12 protein-coding genes are annotated in these 18,161 nt (G+C 69.7%); 10 read left to right on the top strand and 2 right to left on the bottom strand.

The features are described 5' to 3' along the window. Nucleotides 1–27: 27 nt before the first annotated feature. Both ABZ951_RS07835 and ABZ951_RS07830 read left to right on the top strand, forming a co-directional pair. The gene (locus ABZ951_RS07835) at nucleotides 28–360 is read left to right on the top strand and encodes a hypothetical protein (RefSeq protein WP_344091012.1); all 333 of its coding nucleotides are present in this window, start codon (nucleotides 28–30) and stop codon (nucleotides 358–360) included. A 106-nt stretch (nucleotides 361–466) separates the two neighbouring features. Then, nucleotides 467–1,783, top strand: a complete 1,317-nt coding sequence (locus ABZ951_RS07830; protein WP_344091010.1) for a hypothetical protein — start codon at nucleotides 467–469, stop codon at nucleotides 1,781–1,783. A gap of 7 nt (nucleotides 1,784–1,790) precedes the next feature. Here the strand turns inward: ABZ951_RS07830 and ABZ951_RS07825 are convergent, their stop codons facing one another. Together ABZ951_RS07825 and ABZ951_RS07820 are read right to left on the bottom strand one after the other, a co-directional pair. After that, nucleotides 1,791–2,813, bottom strand: coding sequence for a VCBS repeat-containing protein (locus ABZ951_RS07825; protein ID WP_344091008.1), 1,023 nt, complete (start codon nucleotides 2,811–2,813; stop codon nucleotides 1,791–1,793). Between the two features lie 96 nt (nucleotides 2,814–2,909). After that, on the bottom strand, nucleotides 2,910–6,740 hold the full coding sequence (locus ABZ951_RS07820) for a GH92 family glycosyl hydrolase (RefSeq protein WP_344091006.1): 3,831 nt from the start codon (nucleotides 6,738–6,740) through the stop codon (nucleotides 2,910–2,912). A 489-nt stretch (nucleotides 6,741–7,229) separates the two neighbouring features. Here ABZ951_RS07820 and ngcE point away from each other — a divergent pair, with 489 nt between their 5' ends. From ngcE to dxs, 8 genes are all read left to right on the top strand, one after another. Beyond that, nucleotides 7,230–8,663, top strand: coding sequence for an N-acetylglucosamine/diacetylchitobiose ABC transporter substrate-binding protein (gene ngcE, locus ABZ951_RS07815; protein ID WP_344091004.1), 1,434 nt, complete (start codon nucleotides 7,230–7,232; stop codon nucleotides 8,661–8,663). Between the two features lie 51 nt (nucleotides 8,664–8,714). Beyond that, complete coding sequence (locus ABZ951_RS07810; protein WP_344091002.1) at nucleotides 8,715–9,632, top strand: sugar ABC transporter permease; 918 nt, start codon at nucleotides 8,715–8,717, stop codon at nucleotides 9,630–9,632. Continuing rightward, a complete protein-coding gene (locus ABZ951_RS07805; RefSeq protein WP_344091000.1) occupies nucleotides 9,632–10,567 on the top strand; it encodes a carbohydrate ABC transporter permease in 936 nt (311 codons plus the stop codon). The genes ABZ951_RS07810 and ABZ951_RS07805 overlap by 1 nt, the downstream gene beginning before the upstream one ends. A 344-nt stretch (nucleotides 10,568–10,911) precedes the next feature. Beyond that, nucleotides 10,912–12,111: an ROK family transcriptional regulator gene (locus ABZ951_RS07800; RefSeq protein ID WP_344090998.1), complete on the top strand. Its 1,200-nt coding sequence runs from the start codon at nucleotides 10,912–10,914 to the stop codon at nucleotides 12,109–12,111. A gap of 165 nt (nucleotides 12,112–12,276) precedes the next feature. Next, complete coding sequence (locus ABZ951_RS07795) at nucleotides 12,277–13,386, top strand: substrate-binding domain-containing protein (RefSeq protein ID WP_344090996.1); 1,110 nt, start codon at nucleotides 12,277–12,279, stop codon at nucleotides 13,384–13,386. Between the two features lie 32 nt (nucleotides 13,387–13,418). Then, nucleotides 13,419–14,207 carry an ATP-binding cassette domain-containing protein gene (locus tag ABZ951_RS07790; protein WP_344090994.1) on the top strand — a complete coding sequence of 263 codons (789 nt, stop codon included), beginning with the start codon at nucleotides 13,419–13,421 and terminating at the stop codon, nucleotides 14,205–14,207. Then, entirely contained in the window at nucleotides 14,204–15,508 is a 1,305-nt protein-coding gene (locus tag ABZ951_RS07785; protein WP_344090992.1) for a sugar ABC transporter permease, read from the top strand. The genes ABZ951_RS07790 and ABZ951_RS07785 overlap by 4 nt, the downstream gene beginning before the upstream one ends. A 538-nt stretch (nucleotides 15,509–16,046) precedes the next feature. Next, complete coding sequence (dxs, locus tag ABZ951_RS07780; protein WP_344090989.1) at nucleotides 16,047–17,993, top strand: 1-deoxy-D-xylulose-5-phosphate synthase; 1,947 nt, start codon at nucleotides 16,047–16,049, stop codon at nucleotides 17,991–17,993. The last annotated feature ends 168 nt before the right edge of the window (nucleotides 17,994–18,161 follow it).

Below are 18,161 nucleotides of genomic sequence, written 5' to 3'. Positions count from 1 at the left end.
CGCCGCTTGACGAAAAGGGGTACGGAAATGGAAAACGCCATCAGCTTTGAAGAGCTCGACGCCGTCACGGGCGAGGTGCTGCCCGAGCGGACCGTGATGGGCATCATGGCCACGCCGCTCAACTTCGCCGACCCGGGCGACGGAGGCGCCGGTGCCGGCGCCTCCAGCAGCAGCTCCGCGACGTCCTCGGGCGGCGGCGTGGTCTCCCACGCCCCGAGCGACCACGGCACCACGGCCCTCTCCTCCTGCCAGGCCGTGGACCGCCAGGGCACCCCGGGTCTGCTCGGCTCGCTCGGCCTGCCGTCCACGAACCCGACGACCAGCATGACCTGCACCCCCGCGGCGATCTCCAGCCACTGATCGGACAGCCGCTCGCGCACTCCTTCGGGGAAGGGCCGGATCGATCCGGCTCTTCCCCGTCCCTTCGCGGGCCGTCCGCCGCCAGCCACCATCACGGAGAGCACCCATGGCACTGTCGGAACCCGCCCTGGCGGCCGGCATGGAACTGGTCGGCGAATACGAGGACTCCGGCTACCGCGAGCCGCCCCACCTCGTCTGCCGCCCCGACGGGCAGATCGTCCGGCTCCCCGCCCTGCTCTACCAGGTCGTCCGGGCGCTGAACGCCCCGCCGGCGCGGGAGGGGGTGGTGGCGGAGGTTGCCGAGCGGCTCAGCCGGGAGACCGGGCGGCAGTTCACCTCGGAGCACGTCGCCTTCCTCATCGACAAGAAGCTCGCCCCCCTCGGCCTCACCACCTACAGCGACGGTTCACCGCCGCCCCCCACCGAGCGGAAAGACCCCTTCCTTTCCTTCCGGTTCCGGCTGGCGGTACTGCCGGAACGGGCCACGTGGGTGCTCTCCGGCCTGTTCGCCTGGCTGTTCCGGCCCGTGCTGGTGATCGCCGCTCTGGGCGCGTTCGCCGGCGGTGAGGTATGGCTGTGGACGACACAGGACACCGGTGCCGCGCTCCAGCACGTGCTCTCCTCCCCGGCCAGCGTGCTGCTCATCGTCCTGCTGGCCATCGCCTCCTGCGTGTTCCACGAAATGGGCCACGGCGCGGCGTGCCGCTACGGGGGTGTGCGGCCCGGCGAGATGGGCTGCGGCATCTACCTGGTGTGGCCCGCCTTCTACACCGACATCACCAGTTCCTACCGGCTGGGCCGCGCGGGACGCGTCCGGGCCGACCTGGGCGGCGTCTACTTCAACGCGCTCTTCGTCCTCGGTCTGCTCGCGCTGTACACGGCGACCGGCTCCCCGCTGCTCCTGGTGGCGATCCTCTCCGTCCACCTGGAAATGATCCAGCAGCTGTTGCCCACCCTGCGGTTCGACGGCTACTACATCATCGCGGACCTGGTCGGCATCCCCGATCTGTTCAAGTACATCGGCCCCATCCTCAAGCGGGTCGTGCTGAGGCGTCCGGAGGACGAACGGCTCAGGGCGCTCAAGCGCCGGCCGCAGATCGTCGTTGCGGTGTGGGTCCTGTTCCTGGTGCCGGCGCTGGTCCTCCAGCTCGGCTGGGTGCTCGTCAACATGCCGCGGCTGATCCGCGCGGACTGGCAGGCGATCGAGCTGTTGCTGCGGAACGCGGGGACCTCCGGCTACCCGGTCCTCGGCACGGTCGCGGCAAGCCTGCAGATCGTGCTGCTCACGCTGCCGATCGTCGGGCTGACGCTCGCTCTGGCCCTGCCCTTGCGGGCACTCCTCCGCCGCGCCTTCCACCGCCGCCCCGCGCCGGGCCGGGAGACCTCACGCGGAGCGGTGCCGGCTCGGACCCCCGAAGCGTGACGTCGCGTCAGTAGAGCATCCGGAACTGGTTCCAGCCGGAGTTGCCGATCTTCACCCGGGTCTCGTACGGCGCGGCCGCCTTGCCGGTCCCCTTGTAGAGCCACAGTGCGCCGCCGTGGTCACGGGCGACCAGGTCGGTGCGGCCGTCGAAGTCCACGTCACCGAAGGACACCAGTTTGTTGAACTGGTTCCAGCCGCCGCCGATCCGCTGCTTCGTCAAGAACGGCTTGGTGTAGTCCCCGGTGCCCTTGTAGAGCCACAGCACGCCGTCCTTGTCCCGGGCGACGACGTCGGCCTTGCCGTCACCGGTCAGGTCGCCGCGTCCGGCGATCTCGGTGAACCGGCCCCAGCCCGGGCCCACCTTTTTGCGGCCCGTCAACGTACCGTCGGGATAGGCCAGGTAGAGCCACAGGACACCCTCACGGTCACGGACCAGGATGTCGGACTCGCCCGCGCCACCGAGGTTGCCGGGGCTGAAGAAATTGTCGTACTGACCCCAGTCGTCCGCGACGCGCCGGGTGTCGGCGCCGCTGGAGAACAGGACGTTGTGGGCGAGATCGCGGACGTAGAGACCGTCGGCGAAGCCGTTGCGGTCGTGGTCGACCTGCGTCGCGGCGTTGATGTTCTCCCAGCCGCCGGTCACGTACTCGCGCGGCGACAGACCACCCTGGCCGTCGGGCCAGTAGTAATAGAGATCACCGGAGTTGTCGACGGCACCCAGCGACAGGAAGGGCGCCTCCGCGGTCGGCCCCTCGGCCTTCGCCTTGCCGGTGTCCTTCGGACGCGGGGCGGCCTGCGCGTCGGATTGGAGGTGAGCACCGGGCCCCGCCTCGCCGCGCAGGACCCGCGCCCGGTGCTCGGCCGCCGGGGCGGTGGCCTTCCGGGCGGCGCGCTGCGCGGCGGACGCGGCGGCCGGGGAGCCGTCGGCCAGGGCGGTGCCGGCGGTGGCGCCGAGCAGGACGGCGGTTATCGCAGCTGTGGCGGCACGGCGCAGAGCGCGTCCGCGCGAACGGCCGGGAAGGTGAGCCACGTGGGTCTCCAGTGAGTCAGGAGTGAAGAGTGGCGCGCCCAGCCGGAGCGCGCCACTGGATCGGGCCGATCGTTTCACAACTCCTTTACCGGGGGCCTACGTTCGTGCGGATTTGGAGCCCAAGAGCTCGATCTCGGCCAGCGTTCCCCCGGCGCCCGCCGCCTCCAGCCGGTAGTGCCGGTACGGGCCGGGGTCGCGGACCGAGAAGACCCGGGTCTGCCGGTCCCAGGCGAAGGACTCGTCCGCGCGCCGGTCGACCTCCGTCCACGTCCCGCCGTCGACCGAGGCCTGGAGGACCCAGCCGCCGGGGGCCTTTCCGTGGTCGGCGGAGGTGAGGGTGTAGGAGGTCACGCGGTCGGCGGACGGCACGTCCACGGCGACCGAGGTGAAGGCGGCGTCCGTCGCCGAGGTGTTGTCGGTCAGGGACGGGGCCCCCGGCGCGGGTGCGCCCAGGTCCTCCTCGGGGGCGGGCACCTTGTCGTCCTGGGTGACGGAGGCGGGTCCGGCATCCCTGCCGCTGCCCCAGGCCGACGGACGCGGCCCCATGGCGAACTCCAGGGTGCCGCCCTCCGCGACCACGGAGTGCGGGAGGGCCGTGGACGTCCACGCCTTGCCGTTGACCTTCAGCCCCTGCACGTACACGTTGCGCGCGCTGTTGGCCGGGGCCTTCACCACCAGGTCCCGGCCGTTCTCCAGATGGACGGTCGCCTCGGTGAACAGCGGCGACCCGATCGCGTACTCCCCGCTGCCCATCACCAGGGGGTAGAAGCCCAGGGCGCTGAAGAGGTACCAGGCCGACATCTCACCGTTGTCCTCGTCGCCCGGGTACCCCTGGCCGATCTCGCTGCCGAGGTAGAGGCGCGAGAGCACCTCCCGGACCTTCTGCTGGGTCTTCCAGGGTGTCCCGGCCGCGTCATAGAGGTAGGCGATGTGGTGCGAGACCTGGTTGCTGTGGCCGTACATGCCCATCCGGACGTCCCGGGCCTCGGTCATCTCGTGGATGACGCCGCCGTAGGACCCGGCGAACTCCGGGGCCCCGGTCTCCGGAGTGGCGAAGAACGTGTCCAGCTTCTTCGCCAGGCCGGCCCGGCCGCCGTACACGTTGGCCAGGCCGCGGGTGTCCTGCGGGGCGTGGAAGGCGAAGTTCCAGCCGTTGGACTCGGTGTAGTCGTGGCCCCAGACGCGCGGATCGTACTGCTGGGGCGGCAGCCGCCAGTTGCCGTCCGCGTCCTTGCCCTGGAAGAAGCCGACGCGCTGGTCGAAGAGTTTGACGTAGTTGCGGGCCCGGTTCAGGAAGTAGCGGGACTCCTCCTGATAGCGGGCCTTGTGCGTCTTCGCGTGGAGCGCCTGGCCCATCCGCGCCAGCCCGTAGTCGTTGAGGTAACCCTCCAGTGCCCAGGACAGCCCCTCGCGCGTCTTGAGGCTCGTGTAGCCCAGGAAGACGGAGGTCTCCATGCCCTTGCGGCCGACGCCCGGGTCGGTCGGGGCCACGGTCGCGTTCTTGAGCGCGGCCTCGTACGCCGCCTCGGCGTCGAAGCCGACCCCCTTGGCGTAGGCGTCGGCGAAGGCGACGTCCGAGCTGGTGCCGGTCATCAGGTCGGCGTAGCCGGGCGAGGACCAGCGGGAGATCCAGCCGCCGTCCTTGTACTGCTGGACGAAGCCGTCGACGAGTTTCCCCGCGTGTTCAGGGGTCAGGAGGGAGTACGCGGGCCAGGTGGTGCGGTAGGTGTCCCAGAAGCCGTTGTTGACGTAGACCTCACCGTCGACGATCTTCGCGCCGGTGCGCTCCGGGGTGGTCTCGCCCGCGGCGGGGGAGAAGGGGCTGGCATAGCGCAGGCGCGGCTGCGCGGCCGTGCCGGTGTTCTCGAAGCCGGAGTTCGGATAGAGGTAGAGGCGGTAGAGGTTGGAGTAGAGCGTGGTGAGCTGGTCCCGGCTCGCGCCCTTGACCTCGATCCGGCCCAGCAGGGCGTCCCAGGCGGCCCGGGCCCGGTCCCGCACCTGATCGAAGACGGTGCCGGCGGGGATCTCCTGGTCGAGGTTGGCCTTCGCCTGATCGGCGCCGATGAGGGACGTCGCCAGGCGCAGCGTGACCGTACGGCCCTGCCCCGGCTTGAAGCGGAGATAGCCGGTGACGTTCTCGTCACCGTCGCCCGAGCCGCCGGCGTCCCCCGTGAGCTTGCCGCTCCCGGTGACGGGGGCGTCGAAGACACCGTGCACGTAGAGGCGCCCGGCACCCGTGGACAGCCCGCTCTTCACGTCGGACCAACCGGTGATCACTCCGTGCTGGGCGTCGATCCTCAGCCCGCCCTGATTGCGGACGTTGTCAAGAATGACGGCAGCATCCTCACCCGGAAAGGTGAAACGCATCATCGCGGCATGGTCGGTGGGCACGATCTCGGCCTTGAGGCCGTTGTCGAAGGTGACGCCGTAGTAGTGCGGCCTGGCGGTCTCGGCGGAGTGGTGGAAGGGCAGGCCCCTGGCCGTGCGGCCGGCGTTCGGGGTGCCCGGGGCGGCCGTGGGCATCACCTGGAAGGTCTGGCGGTCGCCCATCCAGGGGCTCGGCTCGTGGCTCGCGCTGAACGCCTGGACGGTGGGGAGATTGGCGGCGTTGTTGGTGGCCGCGTACTGGTAGAGCCAGTCCGTCGAGCCGGCGTTGGTCACGGGGGTCCAGAAATTGAAGCCATGGGGAACGGCGGTGGCGGGGAAGGTATTGCCCCGCGAGAACTTCGAGCTGGACTGCGTGCCCCGGGTGGTGACGGCGTGGTCCGCCGGATGAGCCGGCGGGTCCTGCGCGCTTGCGGGCGCGAGGGAGATGTCGTCCACCCAGCCGCGGAAGGCGGCGGGGCCGGCCGGGGCGTCATAGGCGACGAGCACCCGGGCCACGGTCCTGCCCTCGGCCACCGCGCCGATCCGCGCTTCCTTGTGGTTCCACTGGTTGACGTAGAGCGTCTTGGAAGCGGCCTGCCCGCCGGGGGTGAGCCGGGCGCCGTGCTGGTCGACCGCGCCGAGGTCGCTCAGATAGGTGCCGTCGGTGAAGGCGAGATCGACGGAGACATGGGTGGCGGGATAGCGGGAATCCACCTCCGGCATCGAGGGGAAGACCTTGTAGTCGAGCTGCGTCCTGGCGGTCACCTTGATCTTGACATCGAAAACCTTGTTGTACGAATAGGCGCGGCCCTCGGGCCGGTGTGTCCCCGCGTAGCGCAGCGCGTGGACGCCGGTGAAGCCCGCGCGGGCCTTGGCCGCCGGGGGCCCGGCGGGGCCGCGGTCGATGTGGGTGCGCATGTCGGAGGGCGGGGGCGGGCCGGTGTCCGCGGTCGCGAGCTGCGCCTCGGCCAGCTGGGTGATGGCCTCGCCACCGTTGCGGGCTATGTCCAGCCGGTAGTGCCGGAAGGAGGTGGTGTTGGCGAAGGAGAACTCGCGCGTCTGGAAGCGCTTTTCGAAGACCTCCCCCTTCCGGGCGTCCAGCGTGGTCCAGTCCCGTCCGTCGGGGGAGCCTTGCAGCGTCCAGTCCCGGGGGTCGCGGCCGGGAGCGTCATTGGCGGAGGTCAGCGCGTACCGCACGGCCTTGACCGGCTCGGACAGCTCGAACTCCACCCAGGCGCTCTGGGCGAAGGTGAGCCACTTGGTGGTGTGCTCCCCGTCGACCAGATTCTCCTTGCCCTCTCCCGGGCCGGCGTTCTCCCCGCTCGCCCGGACGGCCGTGACCTTGTCGGAGACGCCGCCGGGGATGCCGCTGGTGTCGCTGCCGTCGACCCCGGCGGCCCGCTTCCTCCCGTCCGGCCCCTGCTCCACGGTATTGCGCCAATCGGGCTGCGGTTCGCCCGGCTCGAAGGAGGAGGTGAAGCGCTCGGCGGGGGCCCCGGCCGGGGCGGCGGGCGCGGACAGCGCGGCAGCCCCCTGCGCCGCCTGAGTGACCGTCATCATGAGACCGGCCGTCAGGAGTGCCAGGGGGCTGGTGAGGTTACGCCATCGGGGCCGGGGTCTATGCCGCTGTCTCTGCCGCATCTCATGCCTCTCAACGAATCTGACAACGTTGTCACCGTGAGTCGCGCAGAGATAAGTAGGTCCTGAGACGCCAGTGGTGTCAAGGGTCCCGATGTTGGTGTCGCGCCGGGGCCGCCGGGCGCCGGGGAGGTCTCAACTCGGGAAAGACTGGGGGTCAAAGCAGCTTCGATCTTGCCCAGTTGATGGGCGGTGGACTATACCTGTCGGCACCCGGGGCGGCCGTGCGCCGCCGCGGTGGATCCGGGGGAGAGCGGCGGACAGGAACGCCGTGGAAAGATCGCCGAGCCCGGCGCACGCCCAGCACATCCAGCTTCAACTGACCCGCGGTGCCCTGCCCTTGATCGACGGCCAGTTCACAAGGGGAGACCGGTACACCGCCTGAGTCCTGGAGAAGGCGAGGACTTGAGCATGGGATCCACCTCAGAGTTCAGCCGGCGCGACCTGATCAAGCGGGCAGCCGCCCTCGGTCTGATCGCGGTGCCGTCGATGAGCGTGCTGAGCGCGTGCGCGAGCAGCGACAGCGGCAGCGACAGCAAGGTCGACAAGGGAAAGAAGACCGACAGAAACCCCCTGGCCGTCAATGAGACCGCGGCCCTCGACGTCGTCATCTTCGACGGCGGCTTCGGCCAGCAGTACGCCAAGGACGCCGAGGCCGAATACCGGGCGGCGTACCCCAAGGCGCAGATCAAGCACGGGGCCACCCAGGAGATCCAGACCCAGCTCCAGCCCCGCTTCAACGGCGGCACCCCGCCGGACCTCATCGACAACTCCGGTGCGAAGCAAATGGACATGGGCACGTTGGTCGGCAAGAAGCAGCTGACCGACCTCAACGCCCTGCTCGACGCGCCGTCCATCGACGACCCGGCCAAGAAAGTGCGCGACACCCTGCGCCCGGGCGTCGTGGAGATGGGCCGGTTCGACGGTGAGGAAACCTGGATCCTCTATTACGCCTACACCATCTACGGCGTCTGGTACTCCCGGACCAATCTGGAAAAGCTCGACGCCACGTATCCCGAGACCTGGGACGAGATGCTCGCGCTCTGCGAGAAGGCGAAGAAGAAGGGCATCGCCGGCTGGACGTACGCCGGCAAGTACCCCTACTACGTGCCGTTCAGCCTCTACCCCTTCATCGCGAAGATCGGCGGCAAGCAGGTCCTCGACAGGATCGACAACCTCGAGCCCAACGCGTGGAAGGACCCGGCGGTCAAGGCCGCCTTCGAGGCGTACTACGAGCTCTACCGCAAGGGGTACATCCTCAAGGGCAGCCCGGGCCTCACCCACATCGAGTCCCAGACCGCGTGGAACCAGGGCAAGGCGCTCTTCGTCCCCAACGGCTCCTGGGTGGAGAACGAGACGAAGAAGACCACCCCCGACGACTTCAAGATGGCCGTCGGAGCCCCCTCCAGCCTCGACGCGAAGACGGACAAGCTGCCCTTCGGCACCATCTGGGCCTCCGGCGGCGAGCCGTTCATCGTGCCCAAGGCCGCCAAAAACCCCGAGGGCGGCATGGAGTTGCTGCGCATCATGCTGGGGAAGAAGTCCTCGCAGAACTTCATCAAACAGGCTGCCTCGCTCACGGCCCTCAACGGCGGGACCGAAGGGCTGACCCTGCCGCCCGGCCTCACCTCCGCCCAGGAAGCCTTCACCAAGGCCGGCCCCAACGTCGTCAGCCCCCGCATTCAGGACTGGTACGTCGCCCTGCAGAAGGAGAAGATCGGCGTCGCCGCGATCGGCGAGATGATGGCCGGCCGGATGACCCCCGCCGAGGCGATCGACAAGATTCAGAAATTCGCGGACCAGACCCGCGCGGACGGCTCCATCAAGAAGTACAAGCACACGTGAGCCGGCGTCACCAAGGGAGGCACCCGCGGCGGCAGATCGGGGTCGGTGGACATGCAGCACGGTAAGTACCGGTTCATCGTGGGGTTCCTGGCCCTGCCCCTGGCGATCTACGGCATCTTCGTGATCTCGCCGTTCGTCCAGGCCATCTACTACTCGTTCACCGACTGGACGGGCCTGAGCTCCGACTTCACGCTGGTCGGGTTCGACAATTACCGCAAGATGCTCGATGACGACGTGTTCTGGACGTCCCTGGGGCACAACCTCCTGCTGCTTCTCGTCCTGCCGCTGGTGACGCTCGGGCTGGGGTTGTTCTTCGCCTTCATGCTCAACGTCGGGGGCCGCCGCCGTAAGAACGCGGCGGTCGCCGGCGTCCGCGGCTCCGGCCTCTACAAAATCATCTACTTCTTTCCCCAGGTCCTCTCCATCGCCATCGTCGCCCTGCTGTTCCAGTTCGCCTACAACCCCAACAGCGGCGCGCTCAACTCCTTTCTGGACGCGGTCGGCCTGGATTCCGTACAGCCCGACTGGCTGGGCGACCCCGGCCTCGCCCTGTGGTGCGTGATGGCGGTGATGGTCTGGAGCAACGTCGGCTTCTACGTCGTGCTCTTCTCCGCCGGCATGAGCTCCATCCCGAGGGACTTCTACGAGGCGGCGCTCCTGGACGGCGCCAGCCGCGTCCAGACCTTCTTCCGGATCACCCTGCCGCTGCTCTGGGACACCGTCCAGACCGGCTGGGTCTATATGGGCATCATGGCCCTCGACGCCTTCGCCGTGGTCCAGATCATGACCGTGGGCCCGGGCGGGCCGGACTACTCCACCGAGGTCCTGGCCTACTTCCTCTACACCAAGGCATTCCGCGACGGGCAGGCCGGATACGCGACCGCACTGGGGGTCGCGCTGCTCATCGTCACCATGATCTTCGCGGGGATCGTCATGAAGCTCGGCCGGCGCGAACGGCTGGAGTACTGATGTCGTCCGTTCGACCTGGGGGTGGCACCGTGGCCGCGCAAGCCGACCTACCGTCCGACCCGCCGACCGCGGCACCGGCCGGCCGGCCGCCCCAGCGGATGGGCAGCGAAGGCAAGGTCCTGAACGTCTTCTCGCATGGCGTGCTGGTGCTGTGGGGGCTGATGGTCACCCTGCCCCTGCTGTGGGCGGTGATGAGCTCCCTCAAGGACGACAAGGCCATCTTCACCTCGCCCTGGTCGCTCCCCACCAGCATCCACTTCGACAACTGGTCCCGCGCCTGGTCCCAGGCGCACATGGGCGACTACTTCCTCAACTCCGTCATCGTGGTCGCCGGCTCACTCTTCGGGACGATGCTGCTGGGCTCCATGGCGGCCTATGTGCTCGCCCGCTTCGAATTCCCCGGCAACCGATTCGTCTATTACCTCTTCGTGGGCGGGATGAGCTTCCCGGTGATCCTCGCGCTGGTGCCGCTGTTCTTCGTCATGAAGAACATGCAGCTGCTGGACACCTACCACGGGCTGATCCTGGTCTACATCGCCTACTCGCTGCCGTTCACGATCTTCTTCCTCAGCGGATTCTTCCGGACCCTGCCGACGTCGGTGGCCGAAGCCGCGGTCATCGACGGGGCTTCGCATACCCGGACCTTCTTCCAGGTCATGCTTCCCATGGCCAAGCCCGGCCTGATCAGCGTCGGCATCTTCAACTTCCTCGGCCAGTGGAACCAGTACCTGCTGCCGGCCGTGCTCAATGTCGGCGACGACGACAAGAAACTGCTCCCCCAGGGGCTGGTCGCCCTCGCGGTCAGCCAGGGCTACAAGGGCGACTGGTCGGGCCTCTTCGCGGGCCTGGTCATCGCCATGCTTCCGGTACTGGCGGCGTACATCGTCTTCCAGCGGCAGGTTCAGGCGGGGTTGACTGCGGGGGCGTTGAAGTAAAGGACAAGCAGACGCAGGGCTGAAGCCCGAGCGAGCTGTCGCATCGTGACCCCTGTCACGTCGTCCCCGGCCGGGTTCCGTTTCGGCCGGGGACGCGCGTTTGTCGCCGGAGTCCGGACCCACCCGCCAGGTCGCCGGGCGTGGAGTCGCCCCCGCTGCCCGCCTCCTCCGCTCTGCGGTCCCCGGCCTACGATGAGCCCCCGATGTGGTTCAAGCCCTTGACGTCGTCTCCCCCCGGCGGCTCAGCTTAGAGTTCACATGTTGTACGGATGGCCGGGCTCCAGAGCTGTGGTCCGGTCGAGGGGTGGCGGTCGTGCCGCCCCGCGAGGCGGGAGTGGATGGGCGTGGAGACTCCGGGGTCGCAGTCATCGCTGCACCGGGCCAACCTGGAGCGGGTCGTGCGCGCGGTGCGCATGGCGGGGTCGCTCACCCAGGCGGAGATCGCCCGGACCACGGGGCTCTCGGCCGCCACCGTCTCCAATATCGTGCGGGAGCTGAAGGACGGCGGGACCGTCGAGGTCACCCCCACCTCCTCCGGTGGGCGGCGGGCCCGCAGCGTCTCGCTGTCGGGGGACGCCGGGATCGTCGTCGGCGTCGACTTCGGCCACACCCACCTGCGGGTGGCCGTCGGGAACCTCGCGCACCGGGTGCTCGCCGAGGAGGCCGAGCCCCTGGACGTGGACGCCTCGGCCGCCCAGGGGCTGGACCGGGCCGAGCAGCTGGTCAAGCGGCTGATCGCGGAGGCGGGGATCAGCCCGGACAAGATCGTCGGGGTGGGTCTGGGCGTACCGGGGCCCATCGACGTGGAGACCGGGGCCCTGGGGTCGACCGCGATCCTGCCGGGCTGGGCCGGCACCAACCCCCGCGACGCCCTCGCCGCCCGGCTCAGCGTGCCCGTCTACGTGGACAACGACGCCAACCTCGGAGCCCTCGGCGAGCTCGTCTGGGGCGCCGGCCGGGGCGCGGCCGACCTCGCGTACATCAAGGTCGCCAGCGGGGTGGGCGCCGGTCTGGTGATCAACGGGAAGATCTACCGGGGGCCGGGCGGCACCGCGGGCGAGATCGGGCACATCACGCTGGACGAGTCCGGGCCGGTCTGCCGGTGCGGGAACCGCGGTTGCCTGGAGACGTTCACCGCCGCCCGCTACGTGCTGCCGTTGCTCCATTCGGCCCATGGAACCGATCTGACCGTCGCGCGCATGGTGCGGCTCGCGCGGGACGGGGACCCGGGCTGCCGGCGCGTGATCGCGGACGTCGGACGGCACATCGGCAGCGGCGTCGCCAACCTCTGCAACGTCCTCAATCCGCGCCGCGTCGTCCTCGGCGGCGACCTCGCGGAGTCGGGCGAGCTGGTGCTCGGCCCCATCCGGGAATCCGTCTCGCGGTACGCGATCCCCAGCGCCGCACGGCAGTTGGAGATCGTGCCCGGGGCGCTCGGCGGCCGGGCCGAGGTGCTGGGCGCGCTCGCCCTCGTCCTCAGCGAGATGGGCGACGCGACGCTGCTGGACGACGCCCGGCCGGCGCACGCCCCCGTGCCCGCCTGACGGCCGTCACCCTCGCACAGGATTCCGTCTTGAGTTCACGCAGATAACGAATGGCATCGTTGCCATCTCGTTAAGGATTTACTTCTTGACGACCCCCTGGGGGCCGAGTTGACTTCCAGCCACCTCGGCCGCAACGACGCGGCCTCGTCAGGGAGGTATCTGCAAGTGAACACGCATCTGCGTCGTGCAGCCGTGGCCGTGGCGGCCGTTTCCATGGCCGCCGGGCTCGCCGCCTGTGGCAGCGCCAAGGAAGCGGGCGAGCCCGCGGACCGGAAAAAGGACAAGAAGGGCCCGCTGACCATCGGGCTCCTGCTGCCGGAGAACCAGACCGCGCGCTACGAGCGCTTCGACAAGCCCCTGATCGAAAAGAAGATCAAGGAATTGGCCGGCCCGGAAACCAAGATCCTCTATGACAACGCCAAGCAGGACGCCTCGGTCCAGCAGCAGCAGGTCGACACGATGATCACCAAGAAGGTCGACGCACTGATCATCGACGCGGTCGACGCGAAGTCGATAGCCAGTTCGGTGAAGAAGGCCGACGGCAAGGGCATTCCCGTGGTCGCCTACGACCGCCTCGCCGAGGGCCCGGTCAAGGCGTACACCTCCGTCGACAACGAGCGCGTCGGCAAGATCCAGGGCGAGTCGCTGCTGAAGGAGCTGGGCGACGACGCCGCCAAGGGCGAGATCGTCATGATGAACGGCTCCGTCACCGACCCGAACGCCAAGATGTACAAGGACGGCGCCCACTCCGTCCTCGACGGCAAGGTCAAGGTCGGCAAGGAGTACGACACCAAGGAGTGGAAGCCGGAGAACGCCAACGAGAACATGAAGGGCGCGATCTCCTCGCTCGGCAAGGACAAGATCGTCGGCGTGTACTCGGCCAACGACGGCATGGCCGGCGGCATCATCACCGCCCTCAAGAGCGCCGGCTTTGACAAGCTCCCCCCGGTCACCGGCCAGGACGCCGAGCTCTCCGCCGTCCAGCGGATTCTCGCGGACGAGCAGTTCATGAGCGTCTACAAGCCCTACAAGCCCGAGGCGGACGCCGCGGCCGAGATGGCCGTCGCCCTCGCCCAGGGCAAGAAGCTCGACGGGATCTCCCGGTCCACCGTCGACAGCGGCTCCGAGAAGAAGATCCCCGCCATCATCGTCACCCCCTTCGCCCTCACCAAGGCCGACATCGCGCAATACGTCGGCAAGGAGGGTTTCTTCAACCGGGACGAGATCTGCACCGCGAAATACACGTCGCAGTGCGAGAAGGCCGGACTGAAGTAAGCCGAGTGCTGCCGTAAAAGGCGGCGAAGGAGATGATGAACGTGTCCGCTACGCCCGTGCTGGCGTTGCGCGGGATCTCCAAGCGGTTCGGTGCCGTCCAGGCGCTCACCGACGTGGAGCTGGAGATCCATCCCGGCGAGGTGGTCGCCCTGGTCGGCGACAACGGCGCCGGCAAGTCCACCCTCGTCAAGACCATCGCCGGGGTCGGCCCCGCTGACGACGGGGTCATCGAGTGGGAAGGCAGGCCGGTCACCGTCGACCGGCCGCACACCGCCCAGGAGCTGGGCATCGCGACCGTCTACCAGGACCTCGCGCTCTGCGACAACCTCGACGTCGTGGGCAACCTCTTCCTCGGCCGGGAGATCGTCCGGGCCGGGGTGCTGGACGAGGTCGAGATGGAGCGACGGGCCCGGGAGCTGCTCTCGACCCTCTCCATCCGCATCCCCAGTGTCCGGATCCCCATCGCCTCGCTCTCCGGCGGGCAGCGGCAGACCGTCGCCATCGCCCGTTCGCTGCTCGGCGAGCCCAAGGTCGTCATCCTCGACGAGCCCACGGCGGCGCTCGGCGTCGAGCAGACCGCGCAGGTCCTCGACCTCGTCGAGCGGCTGCGGGAACGCGGCCTCGGGGTCATCCTCATCAGCCACAACATGGCCGATGTGAAGGCCGTCGCCGACCGGGTAGCGGTGCTCCGCCTCGGCCGGAACAACGGCACCTTCGAGGTGCGCACCACCTCCCAGGAAGAGATCATCTCCGCCATCACCGGTGCGACCGACAACGCTGTCACCCGCCGCAAGGCCCGCACCGCGGAGGCCCCGAAGTGAGCACGAACCTGTCCAAGACCCCGGGGCCCGCCGATTCCGCCCCGGGCAACGGCAACGGCCAGGCGCCCGCCGAGGGCGCCGTCACGGCCGTGGACCCCCGCCTGCTCGTCCGCCAGGAGGGCTTCGCCGGCTACTGGAGCGAGTTCGGGCGCAAGCTGCGCAGCGGTGAGCTGGGCTCGCTGCCCGTGGTGGTCGGGCTGATCGTCATCGCGCTCGTCTTCCAGCTGCGGGACTCGGCCTTCCTGGGCGCGGAGAACCTCTCCAACCTCTTCGTCACCGCCGCCGGCACGGGCCTGATCGCCGTCGGCATCGTGTTCGTCCTCATCCTGGGCGAGATCGATCTGTCGGTGGGCTCGGTGAGCGGCCTCGCGGCTGCCGTCTTCGCCGTCCTCAACGTCAACCAGGGCATGCCGGAATGGCTCGCGCTGGTCCTCGCGCTCCTGTCGGGCGCGGTGATCGGTGCGCTGCACGGCTTCTTCTTCGCCCGGATCGGCGTACCGGCGTTCGTGGTGACCCTGGCCGGTCTGCTCGGCTGGAACGGCCTGATGCTCCAGGTGCTGGGCTCCAACGGCACCATCAACCTGGATGACGAGGGGCTCGTCGCCGGCCTGACGAACCACTACTTCAGCGATGTCGCCGCGGCCTACGGGCTGGCGACGCTGAGCGTGGCGGCGTTCTTCCTGCTGTCCTTCCTCGACAGCCGGCGGCGCGCGGCCGCGGGCGTCCCCAGCCGCCCGCTGAGCGAGATCGTGCTGCGCACCGCGGTGCTGGCGGTCCCGGCCTACGTGGTGGCCTGGCTGTTCAACCAGTACAAGGGGCTGCCACTGGCCGTGGTGATCTTCCTCGGGATCGTCGTCGCGCTGGACTTCGTGCTGCGGCGCACCGCGTACGGGCGCCGGGTCTTCGCCCTCGGCGGCAGCGTCGAGGCGGCCCGGCGGGCGGGCATCAACGTCTCCGCGGTCCGGATCTCGGTCTTCGCGCTCTCCGGGACGATGGCGGCGCTCGGCGGCATGTTCCTGGCCTCGCAGATCAACGCCGCGAACCAGTCCTCCGGCGCCGGCAGCCTGCTGATGAACGCGATCGCCGCGGCGGTCATCGGCGGCACGAGCCTCTTCGGTGGCCGGGGCAAGACGTGGTCCGCGCTGCTGGGCGTGCTGGTGATCCAGTCGATCGCCTCCGGCATGGCACTGCTGGGCATCGCCTCCGCCGTCCAGTACATGATCACGGGCGCGGTGCTGCTGGCGGCGGTGGTGATCGACTCGGTGTCCCGGAGGACGCAGAAGACGGCGGGGCGAGCCTGAGCGCTGCGCTGGGCTGGGCTGCGTTGGGTTGCGTTGCGTTGGGCTGAGCCGGGTGTGTCGTCTGCGGGTGGGGTGTGGCTGGTCGCGCAGTTCCTCGCGCCCCTTGGGGGTGGCTCGGCCGGGTCTGCTTGGTCCGGTGCGGGTGGGGCGGTAGTGGGTCCACCTGCGGGTTCGTTGTGGCTGGTCGCGCAGTTCCCCGCGCCCCTTTGGGGCGGCTTGGCCGTGTCCTCAAACTCCCCCAGCTACCGCTGGGAGGTGCCCCCGGACGGGCTGGATTTGGCTGGGCTCAGCCGATGTCAGCCCGTCCGGCGTTTGAGGACGCGCCCGCAGGGCGCTCACCGCCGCAGGCGGCAATGACGGCCGGTCCCGGCCCGGTGCGGCACCCCCCGCCCCGGGCCCTCGCGGCCGCGCCAGGTGTGAGATCGTGCTACGCCGATCGCGTGACATACATCGCATCACCCGTTCACCGCCATTGCAGACGGAACATTAGACTCGACAGACCGGCAATCTCGACAGCTCGACCGCTAAGGAGGCACGGGTGGCGCTGCTATCCCGCATCAAGGGACCGCGCGATCTGGACCGGCTGAGCCCGGAGCAGCTCGACCGGCTGGCCGCGGAGATCCGGTCCTTCCTCGTCGACGCCGTGTCCAAGACCGGCGGACACCTCGGGCCCAACCTCGGGGTGGTCGAGCTCACCATCGCCCTGCACCGGGTCTTCGAGTCGCCGAAGGACAAGATCCTCTTCGACACCGGGCACCAGAGCTACGTGCACAAGCTGCTCACCGGGCGCCAGGACTTCTCCGGCCTGCGGTCGAAGGGCGGCCTCTCCGGCTACCCCTCCCGCGCCGAGTCCGAGCACGACGTCATCGAGAACAGCCACGCCTCCACCGTCCTGGGCTGGGCCGACGGCCTCGCCAAGGCCAATCAGGTCCGCGGCGCCGGGGACCACGTCGCCGCCGTCATCGGTGACGGCGCCCTGACCGGCGGCATGGCCTGGGAGGCGCTGAACAACATCGCCGGCGCCAAGGACCGCCCGCTGGTCATCGTCGTCAACGACAACGAGCGCAGCTACGCGCCCACGATCGGCGGCCTCGCCGACCACCTGGCCACCCTGCGCACCACCGACGGCTACGAGCGGTTCCTGGCCCGCGGCAAGGACCTGCTGGAGCGCACCCCCGTCCTCGGCAAGCCGCTGTACGAGACGCTGCACGGCGCGAAGAAGGGCCTCAAGGACTTCATCGCCCCCCAGGGCATGTTCGAGGACCTGGGCCTGAAGTACATCGGTCCCATCGACGGCCACGACATCGAGGCGCTGGAGTCCGCGCTCCAGCGCGCCAAGCGCTTCAACGGCCCCGTCATCGTGCACTGCCTCACCCAGAAGGGCCGCGGCTACAAGCCCGCCGAGCAGCACGAGGGCGACCGCTTCCACGGCATCGGCGTGATCCACCCCGACACCGGGCTGCCGGTCTCCGAGGGCGGTGCCGACTGGACGTCCGTCTTCGGCGACGAGATGCTCAAGATCGGCCACGAGCGCGAGGACGTCGTCGCGATCACCGCCGCCATGCTCCAGCCCGTCGGCCTGGAGAAGTTCGCCGAGGCGTTCCCCGACCGCGTCTACGACGTCGGGATCGCCGAGCAGCACGCGGCGACGTCGGCGGCCGGCCTGGCGACGGGTGGTCTGCACCCGGTGTTCGCGGTGTACGCGACGTTCCTGAACCGGGCCTTCGACCAGGTGCTGATGGACGTGGCGCTGCACAAGTGCGGGGTGACGTTCGTCCTGGACCGGGCGGGTGTCACCGGCACCGACGGTGCCTCGCACAACGGCATGTGGGACATGTCGATCCTCCAGGTCGTGCCGACCCTGCGGATCGCCGCCCCCCGCGACGCCGACCAGGTCCGCGCCCAGCTGCGCGAGGCCGTCGAGGTCAAGGACGCCCCGACCGTCGTGCGCTACTCCAAGGGCGCGGTCGGCCCCGCGGTCGAGGCCGTCGGCCGCGTCGGCGGCATGGACGTGCTCCGTGAGCCGGCCGTCGAAGCCGGTGCCCGCCCCGACGTCCTCCTGGTCTCCGTCGGCGCGCTGGCCCCGATGTGCCTGGAGATCGCCGGCCTGCTCGACAAGCAGGGCATCTCGACGACCGTCGTCGACCCGCGCTGGGTCAAGCCGGTCGATGAGGCCCTGCCCGCCCTGGCCGCGCGCCACCGCGTCGTCGTCACCGTCGAGGACAACAGCCGCGTGGGCGGTGTCGGCTCGGCCGTCGCCCAGGCGCTGCGCGACGCGGGCGTGGACCTGCCGCTGCGGGACTTCGGCATCCCCCCGCGGTTCCTGGACCACGCGTCCCGCAAGGAGGTCATGGCCGAGATCGGGCTGACCGCCCCGGACATCGCCCGCCAGGTCACCGGCCTGGTCTCGAAGATCGACGGGCGCTACGAGGAGGCCGGCGGCCAGGACGCCGCCGAGGTCGTCGCCGAGGCGGCCCGCGACTGAAGCGCTCCGCCGGCGGCGGGCGCGTCATCCGCGGCTGAACCCCACCGTGCCCGACGGGCCGGGGGGGGGGCCCGCACGCGGGGGGCGCCCCGGCCGCCGGGGGGGGGTCCGGGGGGGGGCGCGGGGGGGATCGCAGCCGGGGGGGGGGGGGGGCCCCCCCGCCCGGGG

This window comes from Streptomyces sp. NPDC046215, from assembly GCF_040646215.1.
In the GTDB taxonomy this organism is placed as follows: Bacteria; Actinomycetota; Actinomycetes; order Streptomycetales; family Streptomycetaceae; genus Streptomyces; species Streptomyces stramineus.
The sequence above is the reverse complement of the archived record's forward strand: the minus strand, read 5'-3'. Positions and strand labels throughout refer to the sequence as shown.